General features: G+C 61.4%; 12 protein-coding genes. 10 read left to right on the plus strand and 2 right to left on the minus strand.

Annotated elements, in window-relative coordinates; all coding sequences use genetic code 11:
* Nucleotides 1–118: 118 nt before the first annotated feature.
* The 9 genes from HF257_RS22445 to HF257_RS22485 all read left to right on the plus strand — a co-directional run bounded on the left by HF257_RS22445 (nucleotide 119) and on the right by HF257_RS22485 (nucleotide 10,776).
* A complete protein-coding gene (locus tag HF257_RS22445) occupies nucleotides 119–640 on the plus strand; it encodes an RNA polymerase sigma factor (RefSeq protein WP_185708566.1) in 522 nt (173 codons plus the stop codon).
* 63 nt (nucleotides 641–703) lie between these two features.
* Entirely contained in the window at nucleotides 704–1,702 is a 999-nt protein-coding gene (locus tag HF257_RS22450) for a FecR family protein (RefSeq protein WP_185708565.1), read from the plus strand.
* 151 nt (nucleotides 1,703–1,853) lie between these two features.
* Complete coding sequence (locus tag HF257_RS22455) at nucleotides 1,854–4,511, plus strand: TonB-dependent receptor (protein WP_185708564.1); 2,658 nt, start codon at nucleotides 1,854–1,856, stop codon at nucleotides 4,509–4,511.
* Nucleotides 4,512–4,592: 81 nt separating this feature from the next.
* Nucleotides 4,593–5,213 carry a heme acquisition protein HasA gene (locus tag HF257_RS22460; RefSeq protein ID WP_185708563.1) on the plus strand — a complete coding sequence of 207 codons (621 nt, stop codon included), beginning with the start codon at nucleotides 4,593–4,595 and terminating at the stop codon, nucleotides 5,211–5,213.
* 166 nt (nucleotides 5,214–5,379) lie between these two features.
* Nucleotides 5,380–7,116, plus strand: a complete 1,737-nt coding sequence (locus HF257_RS22465) for a type I secretion system permease/ATPase (protein WP_185708562.1) — start codon at nucleotides 5,380–5,382, stop codon at nucleotides 7,114–7,116.
* Complete coding sequence (locus HF257_RS22470) at nucleotides 7,113–8,438, plus strand: HlyD family type I secretion periplasmic adaptor subunit (protein ID WP_185708561.1); 1,326 nt, start codon at nucleotides 7,113–7,115, stop codon at nucleotides 8,436–8,438. Before HF257_RS22465 ends, HF257_RS22470 begins: the two co-directional genes overlap by 4 nt.
* Nucleotides 8,435–9,751: a TolC family outer membrane protein gene (locus HF257_RS22475; RefSeq protein WP_185708560.1), complete on the plus strand. Its 1,317-nt coding sequence runs from the start codon at nucleotides 8,435–8,437 to the stop codon at nucleotides 9,749–9,751. The genes HF257_RS22470 and HF257_RS22475 overlap by 4 nt, the downstream gene beginning before the upstream one ends.
* Nucleotides 9,752–9,886: 135 nt before the next feature.
* Nucleotides 9,887–10,315 carry a DUF4160 domain-containing protein gene (locus HF257_RS22480; RefSeq protein ID WP_185708559.1) on the plus strand — a complete coding sequence of 143 codons (429 nt, stop codon included), beginning with the start codon at nucleotides 9,887–9,889 and terminating at the stop codon, nucleotides 10,313–10,315.
* Nucleotides 10,312–10,776 (plus strand): DUF2442 domain-containing protein, encoded by a 465-nt coding sequence (locus tag HF257_RS22485; protein WP_185708558.1) that lies wholly within the window; start codon nucleotides 10,312–10,314, stop codon nucleotides 10,774–10,776. Before HF257_RS22480 ends, HF257_RS22485 begins: the two co-directional genes overlap by 4 nt.
* Before the next feature lie 138 nt (nucleotides 10,777–10,914).
* Here HF257_RS22485 and trmA read toward each other — a convergent pair whose 3' ends face one another.
* Together trmA and HF257_RS22495 are read right to left on the minus strand one after the other, a co-directional pair.
* On the minus strand, nucleotides 10,915–11,994 hold the full coding sequence (gene trmA / locus HF257_RS22490) for a tRNA (uridine(54)-C5)-methyltransferase TrmA (protein ID WP_185708557.1): 1,080 nt from the start codon (nucleotides 11,992–11,994) through the stop codon (nucleotides 10,915–10,917).
* Nucleotides 11,991–13,286 carry an NCS2 family permease gene (locus HF257_RS22495; RefSeq protein WP_105698997.1) on the minus strand — a complete coding sequence of 432 codons (1,296 nt, stop codon included), beginning with the start codon at nucleotides 13,284–13,286 and terminating at the stop codon, nucleotides 11,991–11,993. Before HF257_RS22495 ends, trmA begins: the two co-directional genes overlap by 4 nt.
* 222 nt (nucleotides 13,287–13,508) lie before the next feature.
* Between HF257_RS22495 and HF257_RS22500 the strand changes: the two genes are divergently transcribed.
* A complete protein-coding gene (locus HF257_RS22500) occupies nucleotides 13,509–13,955 on the plus strand; it encodes a DUF4879 domain-containing protein (RefSeq protein WP_185708556.1) in 447 nt (148 codons plus the stop codon).
* The last annotated feature ends 7 nt before the right edge of the window (nucleotides 13,956–13,962 follow it).

A 13,962-nucleotide genomic window follows, 5' to 3' on the forward strand; every position in this document is an offset into this window, starting at 1 on the left:
ATTACCGAACTGTTAATCGGACCTTTCGGACGTGGAATCAGATTAGATATCAATTGAAAATCATTCTCGACAACGCTTAAGATGCCCGCCTGTTTCCTTTACATTCCAGGGAGTCGGTTTGTCGGACGTGGATCTCAGAGGCCTGTTTCTCAAGCATGCCGATACCCTGCGCGGGTATCTGGCGCGCAAGGTACGGGACCCGCAGTTGGCCGCAGACCTAGTGCAGGAGAGCTTCCTGCGCCTGGCCGAAAAACCGGCCGGCGAGCGCATCGACAACTCCCAGGGCTATCTCTATCGAACGGCGAGCAATCTGCTGATCGACCATATTCGCCAGGAAGCGCGGCGCAAGACAGACTCCGTGCCCCACGAGGCGCTGGCCGAGATTGAAGATGAAGTGGCCGGGTTGGAGGCTCAGGCAATGGCGCAGCAACAGCGACAGGCATTGAAGCAGGCACTGGCGGAATTGCCGGAACGCACCCAGCAGATCTTCCGTCTGAACCGCATCGAAGGCATGACCCACGCCCAGGTCGCCCGGCACCTGGACATTTCCGACAGCTCCGTGCAAAAGCATCTGGCCAAGGCCCTGGCCTACGTGATGCAGCGCCTGCAGGAAGGCGAGGTGGCACCATCCGACGAATGAATTACCGAAAAACGCCAGGTCAGACGTCACAGCGTTATATAACGAAAAATTCGAGATTCACACGTGAATAGCCAGGGTCCGCAACAGCACAGCATTACCGAGGCGGCCGCCGAATGGGCGGTGCGCTTGCACGCCGGTGCCCTGACCGAACAGGAGCAGGCCGAACTGCGGCATTGGATCGCCTGCGACAGCCGCCACGAAGCGGCATTGCGGTTTGCCGAGCAGACCTGGGCGGCCTTGGGTGACGTGCATAAAGACGAGCCGGTGCATCGCCAGCGTCCGGCCACGGCAGCGATGCCTCAGCGCCGTCCCAAGCGCCGAAGGCCATGGCAACGTGCGGCCGCCGTGGCGTTGGTCGTGGTGGTGGCGGGCGTGGGCTGGGTGCGTGGGCCGGATGTTCTGCTGCGCATGCAGGCTGACTACATCACCGACAAGGGCGAAATGCGTACTGTGCACCTGGCCGATGGCAGCACGGTGGAGTTGGATTCCGCGAGTGCCATCCGTCTGGAGTACGACGGTGTGCAGCGGCGTATCAGCCTGATCCAGGGCTCGGCGATTTTTGATGTGGCGCCCATGGTGGGCGAGGAAACCCGGCCATTCGTGGTGCAAAGCGCTGGCGGGCAGACCCGTGCGCTGGGCACGCGATTCGTGGTGGAGCGCGAGGCGGATCGCCAGGCCTGGGTGGGTGTGTTGCAACACAGCGTCGCGGTCACTTTGCAGGCCTCACCCCAGGAGGGCTCGACGGACAGGGTGCTCAAGGAGGGCCAGGCGGCACGTTACAGCGCGCAGGAAGGCATCGTGCCCCTCGATCAATTCGATGTGGAGCGCGCCACCAGTTGGCGGCGTGGCGTGCTGATCTTTGACCGGCAACCGCTGGCCAAGGTCATCGAGCAGCTCAACCAGTACCGCCCTGGGCGCGTGCTGCTGGCAGACTCGGACCTGGGTGAGCGAGAGGTCAGCGGTGTGTTCCGCCTCGACATGCTCGACACGGCGCTCGCTACCTTGACCCAGGAACTCCAAGTGCAACGCTTGGACCTGGCAGGCCTCAGCCTGATCTATTGATAAGCCCGGTGGGAGGCCTTCTCCCACTTGATCAAAACCCCCGCCAAAAAAAACTTTCAAAAAAACCTTACTGACTTCCTGCGCGTCGTACGTCTTGCTAGGTGAGAAGCATTCGCATAAACAAAAAACGCTTAGCGCAGGGAAACCAGAAATGTCAGCACTCACCAAGGGGCGTATCACCGGTAGCCGGTTGGCCCTGGCCATCCACCTGGGGCTATTCGCCGCTGTGGCGCCCGCGTATGCCGCGCAGCCACAAGTGAAGGCTGCCCAACCTGCCGTGCTGATGATCGATATCCCCGCGCAATCCCTAGGCAGTGCCGTGCTGACCTTCGCCGACCAGGCAGGCTTGCAGGTACTGTTCGACAGCCAGCGCCTGGAAGGTTTGCAGAGCACGGCGGTGAAGGGGCAGTACGGCGTGCAGGAAGGGTTGGCGCGCTTGCTGGGTAATGCACCGGTGGAATATCGCTTCACCGGTGAGCGCCAAGTCACCCTCACCCGTGTCGAGCAGGGCAATGCCGCCTTGGCCTTGGCAACCACCACAATTACCGGCCTGCACCCCAATGACTGGGTGTATTCATCGCCGCATTCGGTCAGCGTGGTCGGGCGTGAGCAACTCGACCGCAACCCGCCGCGCCATGCCGCCGAGATGCTTGAGGAAGCACCGGGCGTCTACTCGGCCGTCAGCCAGCAGGACCCCGGCCTGTCGGTGAATATTCGTGGTATCCAGGATTATGGCCGGGTCAACATGTCGGTAGACGGCATGCGTCAGAACTATCAGCAAAGTGGTCACCAGCAACGCAACGGCACGCTCTACGTCGACTCGGAGCTGCTGTCCGAAGTCGTCATCGAAAAGGGCGCGACGTCCACCATGGGCGGTGCGGGTGTGATCGGCGGCGTGGCCAACTTTCGCACCATCGAGGCTGCCGACCTGCTCAAGGGCGGCAAGGAAATCGGCGGGCGTATCCGTGTGACCACGGGGCTGGGTGGGCGCAGCAACGGCACGCACTTTATCGGCAGTTCGGCGTTTGCCGTGGGCACCGATGTGTGGGACATGCTGGTAGCGGCCAGTGAGCGGCACCTCGGCGATTACAACCCCGGCACCAAGGGCAGCATCGGCGATCTGCGCACCGGCAGTTCTTTCCTGCCGGCCAGCCAGGATCGGATCAAGAACTCCACCGTCGAATACACCGGCTCGGTGATGCGCTCGCGCTTGCTTAAACTCGGCATCAACCTGCCTGTCGACCAGCGTTTGCAACTGAGCTACCTGACCACTGAAGTCGGCTACGACGACGTCAACATGATGGCCGCCGAAAAAGCCCAGTTATGGGAAAAGCTCGGTAGCAGCAATGTCACGGCACAGAACTTCGCGCTGGACTACAGCTACACGCCAGACAACCCGCTGATCGATTTCAAGGCCAAGCTTTATTACGTCGATACCCGCAATGACCAGACCACACTGACCCGTGGCAGCACCAAGGGCTACGAGGTCACGTATCAAACCAATACCTACGGTTTCCAGGCACAAAACACCTCGACCTTTGGCTTGAGCGAACTCTCCGTGATCAAGGCCAACTACGGCTTGGAGTTTTTCTACGACAAGGTCCGCCCGGACTCCAACCAGGCGGTGGCCGCCGACTCTGCGGTGGAGGCCTCGGCAGCGGAAAGCATCACCCCCGAGGGCGACCGGGCGCTCGGCAGCCTGTTCGCACGTTTGGATTACGACTACGACAACTGGCTGAACCTCAATGCCGGCTTGCGCTACGACCGCTATCGGCTGCGCGGCGAAACCGGGTTGAACACCCGTACGTTCATCATCGGTACCACGCGGCAAGTCGGCTTGCCCATGACCTATGACGTGGATCGGGAGGAGGGGCATTTCTCGCCCACCTTCGGCTTGTCGATCAAGCCAGGCGTGGATTGGCTGCAACTCTTCGCCACGTACGGCAAGGGCTGGCGCCCGCCGGCAGTCACCGAGTCGCTGGTCAGCGGCCGGCCCCATGGTGGGGGCTCGGAGTCGCTGTTCCCCAACCCCTACTTGAAGCCTGAGACGTCCACGGCCTGGGAGGTCGGCTTCAACGTGCTAAAGGAAGACTTGCTGTTCTCCGAAGACCGGGTGGGCATGAAGGTGTCCTACTTCAACACTCGGGTGGATGACTTCTCCTATATGGCCCTGGGGGTACAGCCGCCCGGTTATGGCATCGCCAATATCGGTAATGCGGCTTATGTGAACAACCTGGAAACCACCCGTTTTCGTGGCCTTGAATACCAGCTGGATTACGACGCCGGGTTTGCCTACGGCCAGTTCAACTACACGCGCATGCTTGGCAGTAATAAGTTCTGCAGCAAGACCGCGTGGCTGGGCGGGGTGACCAAAATTCAGAAAAGGCCGGGTAGCCGTGCGCCGGTAGACGCGATGGTGCCGGACGATGTGGCCAATGCGGGACAAAGCTGCAGTGCGATCCTGGGCTCCTCGGAACACATGCCGATGGACCGTGGCACCGCGACGCTGGGTGCGCGCTTCTTCGAACGCAAGTTGGACCTGGGCGTTCGCGCCCGCTACAGCGGCGGTTACTACGTGAAAGGCGGCGTCGGGGTGACCACCTCGCAAACCGGCGTCTACCCGGCCGACTGGAAGCCGTACACCGTCTATGACCTCTATAGCAGCTACCGCGCTACCGACCAATTGACGTTGCGCCTGGCCATGGAAAACGTCACCGACCGCGCGTACCTGGTACCGCTGGGCGACGTGCTGGCCTTCACCCTGGGCCGAGGCCGCACCGTGCAGGGCACCGTTGAATATCAGTTCTGACCGATTTTGCCCAGTGACGGGCAAAACCACAGCAGGCACTGGCTTGCTGCGGAGATACCACCCCATGACTTGGAGTTTTGCATGAGCATTTCTATTTCATACAGCACGACCTACGCCGCAAACACCGTTGCCGAATACCTGAGCGACTGGTCGGCTTACTTTGGTGACCTGAACCACCGTGAAGGTTCGGTCAAAGAGGGTTCGAACACCGGTGGTTTCAATCCTGGCCCGTTTGATGGCACCCAATACGGCGTATCGAGCACCGTCAGCAATGCGGCAGTGGTCGCTAACGGTGACCTGCATTACACCTTGTTCAACCCGCCGTCGCACACCTTGTGGGGTTCGATCGACTCCCTGAACCTGGGCACAATCCTGTCCGGCGGCGCGAGCAGCGGTGGCTACACCCTCACCGAGCAGGAAGTCAGCTTTACCAACCTCGGCCTGTCGAGCCTGCAGTCCGAAGGCCGCGATGGCCAGGTGCACCAGATCATTTACGGTCTGATGAGCGGCGACAGCTCGGCACTGACCTCGGCTATCGATTCCCTGCTCAAGGACATCGACCCAAGCCTGTCGGTCAACTCGACGTTCGATCAACTGGCCGCTGCCGGCGTGGCTCATGTGGACTCGGCTTCGTTCGCCGCCTCCGATGTGGCCCTGGTGGGCGTGCAAGACGTGCCTCAGGACTTCGCCCTGGCTGCCTGACGGCATGAAAAAAGCGAATGGAAGATCACTCTCCCATTCGCCGCATGACACCGCCGTCGCCCAAGCCTTCTAACTCTTCAGGCGACGGTGGTACCAAATTCTGCGCAGCGTCGTATCGCCTGTCAACGCGGCGGTGCTGCCCGCTAAACCCTTCGAGAATCCCCAGATGCGCCACGCCGGCAACGAAACCCTGGCCGCCCTCACGGCCTATAAAAGTGGCTTCTTTAACATCGGCCTGTTCTCGGCGGTGATCAACCTGCTGATGCTGGCCCCGGCGCTGTACATGTTGCAGGTGTATGACCGGGTGCTGGCTTCTGGCAATCAGATGACCCTGTTGATGCTGACGCTGATGATCCTCGGCCTGTTCGGCTTGATGGGCGCGTTGGAGTGGGTGCGCAGCCAGGTGGTGATCCGCCTCGGCACGCAGATGGACATGCGCTTGAACCAGCGGGTGTACGACGCCGCGTTCGAAGCGCAACTCAAGGGTGGCACCCAGGCGGCCGGCCAGGCGCTGCACGACCTGACCACCTTGCGCCAGTTCGCCACCGGTCAGGCGCTGTTCGCGTTTTTCGATGCGCCGTGGTTTCCGGTGTACCTGCTGGTGATCTTTATGTTCCACCCGTGGCTTGGCCTGTTGGCGTTGGGCGGCGCGGTGATGCTTATCGCGCTGGCCTGGATCAACCATCACGTGAGCCAGGCACCCATGGCCCTGGCCAGTCAACTGTCGATCAGCGCTAGCCAGCAGGCCACCACCAACCTGCGCAATGCCGACACCATCGAAGCCATGGGCATGCTCGCCACGTTGCGTGCGCGTTGGTTCCGCCAGCACCAGGCGTTCCTGGCCCAGCAGAACCTGGCCAGCGAAAAGACGGCCACCGTCACCGCGTGGTCCAAGGGCGTGCGCCTGGCGTTGCAGTCGCTGGTGTTGGGCTTGGGCGCCTTGCTGGCGGTGCAGGGGGATATCACGCCGGGGATGATGATTGCCGGCTCCATCCTGATGGGCCGGGTGCTGAGCCCTATCGACCAACTGATCGGTGTTTGGAAGCAATGGGGGTCGGCGCGCCTGGCCTTCGAACGGTTGTCGCAACTGCTGGAAGCCAACCCGGCACGGCCCGCGCGCATGAGTTTGCCGGTGCCCAAGGGCCAATTGACGGTTGAACACATCAGCGCCTGCGCCCCCGGTAGCCGCCGACCGGCGCTGGCGAATTTGGGCTTCACGCTACCGGCGGGTGACGTGCTGGGCGTGATCGGGCCATCGGGCTGTGGCAAATCCACCTTGGCCCGAATCGTCGTGGGCGCCTGGGCACCACTGTCCGGCAAGGTGCGGCTGGACGGCGCCGACCTGGCCCAGTGGGACAAGCAGCAACTTGGCCCGCACATCGGCTACTTGCCCCAAGACATCCAACTGTTCGCCGGCAGCATCGCCGACAACATCGCACGGTTTGCCGAGGCCGATGCCGACAAAATCCTGGCCGCCGCGCAAATGGCCGGCGTGCATGAACTGATCCTGCAGTTGCCTCAGGGCTACGACACGCTGTTGGGGGAGGGCGGTGCCGGCTTGTCTGGCGGCCAGAAGCAGCGCGTGGCGCTGGCCCGGGCGCTATATGGTTTACCCGCATTGATTGTGCTGGATGAGCCGAACGCCAACCTCGACGAAGTGGGGGAGCAGGCGTTGCTTCAAGCCATCGCCCAGCTCAAGCAGCAGCGTCGTACCGTGATCCTGATCACCCACAAACCCAACGTACTGAGCCTGACGGATCAGCTGCTGATCCTCAAGGAAGGCCAGTTGCAGGCCTTCGGGCCGACGGCGCGGGTGTTAGAGGCGCGGCAGAAACCCGCCGTCGCCAAGCCGGTGACAAGCATGAACATGAGCTACCGCGTCGGTGAAGGAAAACAGGCATGAGCATGAGCAAACCGATGTTGGTGAGCGACACACCCCATAACGTGCTGGCGCTGGACGACAAAAAATATTCGCGACTGGGCTGGTGGCTGGTGCTGGGCGGCTTTGTCGGGTTTATCGGCTGGGCCGCGCTGGCCCCGCTGGACAAGGGCGTGGCGGTGTCGGGCAAGGTCATGGTGTCAGGGCATCGCAAAACGGTGCAGCACCCTGCCGGTGGCATCGTCGAACGTATCGATGTGCGCGACGGTGATGTGGTCAGCGCAGGTCAGGTGTTGCTGCGCTTGAAGGAAACCCCGTTGCGTGGGCAGATGCAGTCCCTGCGCAGCCAGTACCTCGCGTCCCTCGCCAGCGAGGCACGGCTGAATGCGGAAAGTGAAGGTTTGCCCGCAATCACCTTCGGCCCTGAACTGCTCAATGATCCAGAGGCGGCGGGAACGTTGAACCTGCAACGGCAACTGTTCAGCAGTCGCGCCCAAGCGTTGGCCACTGAGCAGCAGGGCCTGCGCGAAACCATCGCCGGGGCTGAAGCGCAGTTGCGTGGCACACGGGACTCCCAGGCCAGCAAAGTCCAGCAACGAGCGGCCTTGAATGAGCAGTTGCAGGGCCTGCGGGAGCTGGCGCGCGACGGTTATATCCCGCGCAATCGCTTGCTCGACAGCGAGCGCCTGTACTCACAGATCGACGGCGCGATTGCCGAGGACTACGGCCGTATCGGCCTGTTGCAACGCCAGGTGCTGGAACTGCGCCTGCGCATCCGCCAGCTCGGCGAAGACTTCCAGAAAGACCTGCGCGGCCAATTGGCCGAGACCCGCACCCGCAGCGATGACCTGCGCAACCGCTTGGCCTCGGCTGAATTTGAACTGGCCAATAGCCTGGTGCGTGCGCCCGCGTCCGGGGTCGTCGTCGGCCTGGAGGTGTACACCGAAGGCGGGGTGATCAAGCCCGGCCAGCCGCTGATGGACATCGTGCCCCAAGGCGAGCCGTTGCTGGTGGAAGCGCGGGTGCCGGTGCAGATGGTCGACAAGGTGCACCCCGGCTTGCCGGTGGAGCTGATGTTCTCGGCGTTCAACCAGGCCACCACGCCACGGGTGGCCGGCGAGGTAACGCTGGTGTCCGCCGACCGCCAGGTGGACGAACGCACCGACGAGCCTTACTACACGGTGCGCGCCCAGGTCAGTGCGGCCGGCATGCAACAACTGGACGGCGTGCAGATCCGTCCGGGCATGCCGGTGGAAACCTTCATCAAGACCGGCGAGCGCTCGATGCTCAACTACTTGTTCAAACCCCTGCTGGATCGCACTCACATGGCCTTGGTGGAAGAATGAAGGCGTTGCTGTTTACCCTGTGTCTGAGTTGCATACCGGCGGCGCACGCCATGGGTTTGCTGGATGCCTACGACTTGGCCCTGCGCAACGATCCGACCTTTCAGGCGGCGATCCAGGAGCGTGAGGCGGGCGAAGAAAATCGTGTGATCGGTCGGTCGGGGTTGCTGCCGAACCTGTCCTGGAGCTACAACAATTCGCGTAACGAATCCGAGGTGACGGCGGGCAACACCACCAGCGATCGCGATTACCGCAGCTATGCGTCGAGCCTGACCTTGCAGCAACCGCTGCTGGATTACGAAGCCTACGCACGCTTTCGCCAGGGCACGGCCCAGGCGCTGATGGCCGACGAACGCTTTCGCGGCAAGAGCCAGGAACTGGCGGTGCGGGTGCTCAGTGCCTACAGCCAGGCGTTGCTGGCCCAGGAGCGTATCGAACTGAGCCGCGCGCAGAAACGCGCGTTTGCCGAACGCCTGCAACTCAATGACCGTTTGCTCAAAGGCGGTGAAGGTACGCGCACCGATGTGCTGGAAACCCAAGCGCGTTTGAGCCTGGCCCAGGCTGAAGAAATCGAATCGCTGGACGCGCAGGACAGCGCCCTGCGCGAATTGGAAGCCATCGTCGGCCAACCTTTGCAGATCGAAGAATTGGCGCCCTTGACCCGCCAGTTCAACATCCCGCCCCTGGAACCCAATCGCTTCGAAACCTGGCGCGAATTGGCCATGGCCAACAACCCCGAGCTTAAATCCCAGCACCATGCCTTGGACGTGGCTTCTTATGAAGTCGAACGCAAACGCGCCGGCCATATGCCCAAGGTCAGTCTGTACGCCACCAGCCGCCAGACCAGTTCCGATTCGGAAAGCAGCTACAACCAGAAGTACGACACCAACAGTGTCGGCATTCAGGTCAGCTTGCCGCTGTTCGCTGGCGGCTCGGTGTCGGCGTCCACACGCCAGGCGGCGAACCAGCTGTCCCAGGCCCAGTACGAGTTGGACGCACACACCTCGGCCACGCTGGTGGAGTTGCGCAAGCAGTTCAACCTCAACACCAGCGGCGCGGCGAAAGTGCGCGCCTATGAGATGGCTGTCAGCTCGGCCACTGCGCTGGTCACAGCGACCAAAAAGAGTGTCACGGGGGGCGAGCGGGTCAATCTCGACGTGCTCGACGCCGAGCAACAACTGTTCACCGCCCGTCGCGACCTGGCGAATGCGCGGCATGCGTATCTGCTGGCGAGGATTCAGTTGAAGTATTACGCGGGGTTGCTGAGCGAGCAGGACTTGCGAGCCTTGGCGGGGTATTTCCAGCCCTCGGCATGAGTGGTTACAACCCGGCATTCGCCGGGTTTTTTGTGCTGACTAGTCTGTGAAACAGCTCCAGGGAAAGGGAGCCGGTTGTCGGGTGGCAAGGCAAAATTGTTACCTGGCGGAAAATAACCTAACGGATGGGTTACGATGCGAGTAGGCGCCTACAAGGGATATGTGATTTCGGTATTTATCAGGGATGAACATTGCCCGCCCCATGTGCATGTGGGGGGAAAGGAGTGGGATGCGCGTTTTCGTTTCAGTTTTCTGGATGCAGATGTGGAGTTGTGGGATGTAGAGCCCGAGCGGAGGCAGCCATCCGCATCGGTCTTGAAAGAAATACGCGGGGCGATCATGCAGCGTCACTACCTGGCCCGTGCGCGTCGAATTTGGTGGGAATACCTGCAAACGGTCTGCCTGGAGAATCATTCCTGGGATTGGGAGGCCGGTGAATTGGTTCCAGGGTTGGTCATTCGACCTGGCGTCTATGTCATCGCAAGCGCCCGACACGATGTTGTAGAGCAACGGACAATTTTGAATCTGGTCAGGGCACCAGACTGCGTGGGGATTGATTTATGAAAATCGTAAAAGCAAAAGTTGTGCCTTATAAACCGCTCACTGAAGCCGACATCGACAAGGCAATTGCCCGAGGGCGCAGGACGCGGCATCTCTACGCCCGTGCCAGCTCTGTGCGTTATGAAGACAGCTGCATTTCCATCGGCTTCAGTGACGGCAGTCGCGTTATGTTGCCTGTGGCGGGGCTCCCGGAGTTCGAAGGCTTTACCCAGCAGGATTTTCAACAGTTGGAAGTCGGCTTTGGCGGAAAGGCGCTGTGTTGTGAGGCCCAAGACCTGGACGTTTCGATCACGGGCCTGATAGCCACAAGCAAACCTCTGATGGACTTGGCCACCAGCCTGGTGGCCTCGCACAACGGTCGCAAGAGCAGCGCTGCCAAGGCTGCTGCCGCACGTGCCAATGGCAAAAAGGGCGGGCGGCCGCGCAAGGAAGTCTTGGATAACGAGGATCCAACGGATGTATGAACGCCGAATGTGGGAGGGGCGGTGCGACGATTCGACTTGCTCGCGAAAGCGGTGAGTCAGGCAACACATCTGTGACTGATAGACCGCTTTCGCGAGCAAGCCCGCTCCCACAGTTTTGATCTGCGGTGAACCGCAGATTCAGCGGCGGGTCAGCAGCACCCCAGACTCCATATGATGCGTCCACGGAAACTGGTCAAACATCGCACACTGGGTAATGCGGTGCGTGTCGTGCAGTTGCGCGATGTTCGCCGCCAACGTCTCCGGGTTGCAGGAGATGTACAGGATGTTGTCGAAACGGCGGGTCAGCTCGCAGGTGTCCGGGTCCATGCCGGCGCGCGGCGGGTCGACGAAGACGCTGCCGAATTCGTAGCTTTTCAGGTCGATGCCGTGCAAGCGACGGAACGGGCGCACTTCGTTCAGCGCTTCGGTGAGTTCTTCGGCGGAGAGGCGAACCAGGGTGACGTTATCCACCGCGTTTTCATCCAGGTTGCTCAACGCTGCGTTGACCGAGGTCTTGCTGATCTCGGTGGCCAGCACTTTGCGCACACGGGTCGCCAGTGGCAGGGTGAAGTTGCCGTTGCCGCAGTACAACTCCAGCAGGTCGTCCGGACGATCGCCCAAGGCTTCGTACGCCCAGTTGAGCATCTTCTGGTTCACCGTGCCATTGGGCTGGGTGAACGCGCCTTCGGGTTGGCGATAGCTGAAAGTGCGACCGCCGACGTCGAGTTTTTCCACCACATAGTCGTGGCCGATCACATCACGCTTGCCTTTGGAGCGGCCGATGATGCTCACGTTCAAGTCCGCAGCCAGTTTGTTCGCGGCGGTGTGCCAATGCTCGTCCAGCGGGCGGTGATAGCACAGGGTGATCATCGCATCGCCGGCCAACGTGGTGAGGAACTCCACCTGGAACAGCTTGTGGCTCAGGGCGGCGCTGGCTTGCCAGGCGGCCTTGAGTTGCGGCATCAACTGGTTGATGCGCAGGCTGGCGATCGGGAACGCTTCGATGAGGATCGGCGTGCGTTTGTCATCCTGGGAGAACATCGCGTAGTGGCGCTCACCGCCTTCACGCCACAGGCGGAATTCCGCCCGCAGGCGGAAGTTCTGCAGCGGCGAGTCGAATACCTGCGGCTCTGGTGCATCGAACGGAGCCAGCAGGTCACGCAAGCGCGTGACCTTGTCTTGCAGTTGAGCGGTGTAGCTTGCGGCGTCAAAAGTCATGCGTTAAACCAGCCCAGCTTGATCACAAACAGAATCGACAGAATCACCAGCGCCGGGTTCAGCTCACGGTAGCGGCCCGAAAGCAGCTTGATGGCGGTCCAGGCGATGAAACCGAAGGCGATGCCGTTGGCAATGGAGTAAGTGAAGGGCATCGCCAGGGCGGTGATCACCACCGGCGCTGCAACGGTGATGTCATCCCAGTCGATTTCGGCCAGGCCCTGGGTCATTAGCACGGCCACGAACAGCAATGCAGGTGCGGTAGCGAAGGCGGGGACGCTGGCGGCCAATGGCGAGAAGAACAACGCCAGCAGGAACAGAATTGCCACTACGATGGCGGTCAAACCGGTACGGCCGCCGGCGCTCACGCCCGCAGCGGATTCGATATAGCTGGTGGTGGTCGAGGTGCCCAGCAGGGAGCCGGCCATGGCGGCGGTACTGTCGGCGATCAACGCACGGCCCATCTTTGGCATGTGGCCGTCCTTGCCCATCAGGCCGGCGCGCTTGGCCACACCGATCAGGGTGCCGGAGTTGTCAAAGAGGTCGACGAACAGGAAGGCGAAGATCACGCTGACCAGGCCGATGTCCAGCGCACCTTTGATATCCAGTTGCAGGAAGGTTGGCGCCAGGGACGGTGGCATCGAGGTCACGCCGCCGAACGGGGTAACGTTCAAGGCAATGGATACGATGGTCACTGCCAGGATGCCGATCAGCACCGCGCCACGCACGGCCAAGGCTTCCAGCGCGACAATCAGTACGAAGCCAAAAGTGGCCAGGATGGGCGCGGCTTTTGTCAGGTCACCCAGGCCAACCAGCGTGGCCGGGTTTGCCACCACGATCTCGGCGTTATGCAGGGCGATCAGCGCGAGGAACAGACCGATACCGGCCGCAATCGCAGAGCGCAGCGGCAGCGGGATGGCGTTGATGATCCACTCGCGAATGCGAAAGATCGACAGCAGGAAGAACAGCACCGCCGAGATGAACACTGCACCCAGCGCAACCTGCCAGGTATGGCCCATGTGCAGGACCACGGTGTAGGTAAAGAAGGCGTTGAGGCCCATGCCCGGCGCGAGGGCGATCGGGTAGTTGGCGATCAGGCCCATCACGGTGGAACCGATGGCGGCGGCCAGGCAGGTCGCGACGAAGATCGCGCCCTTGTCCATGCCGGTTTCGCCCAGGATGCTTGGGTTCACGAACAGGATGTAGGCCATGGCCAGGAATGTCGTGATCCCCGCGAGAATCTCGGTGCGCACATTGGTGTTGTGGGCTTTGAGTTGAAACAGCTTTTCCAGCATGCCGGCTCCCTGTGACGCTATTTTGCGTCGTGATTTGTTGACCTCTAAGTCAAAGCACAAACTGCGCCAAGCGCCTGTGGTTTCAGAGAGGATCGGAAAAAGCGGCGCATCATACCAGCAGCCGAGGCCGTGTGGGGCGCGGGCTCAGTCTTGTGAATCATCGCTCTGGATCATGGCCTTGAGGCATACTGCGCCGACGTTCAAACCGGGATCATCGACAGCATGAAAAAAGCCAACGCGTGGAGTCTAGCTCTGATCCCCTGTATCGGCCTGTGGCTCGCTGCAGCACCGGCGTGGGGCGCGACTGCACCGCCCTTGAGCGAGGTACGCGTGTTCAAGGTCCAATCGGCGGGTTGCACCGAAACCATTCCGGAGCGGGCGCAGGGCACGCAAATGTGCACGCATCGCGGGCCTACCAAGGTCTCGGTGATGGAAGTCGGCCTGGGCAACAACCCCATGGGCCGTTTCGATGGCGCCGAGTTGAACGGGCAGCGCACCCCGGTGTGCCAGGTCGGCAACATCAGCCAGGTGTGCAATGGGGCGGGCACGGTGATGGGCTATATCTACGTGTTTGAGGTGAATGTCGAAGCCCCAGGCTGGTTTGAATACACCAACTCGTCGATCAACGGCCCACAGAACACCTTGAAGACGCTACTCAATATCCGCTGATCAATCC

Source organism: Pseudomonas cremoris, assembly GCF_014230465.1.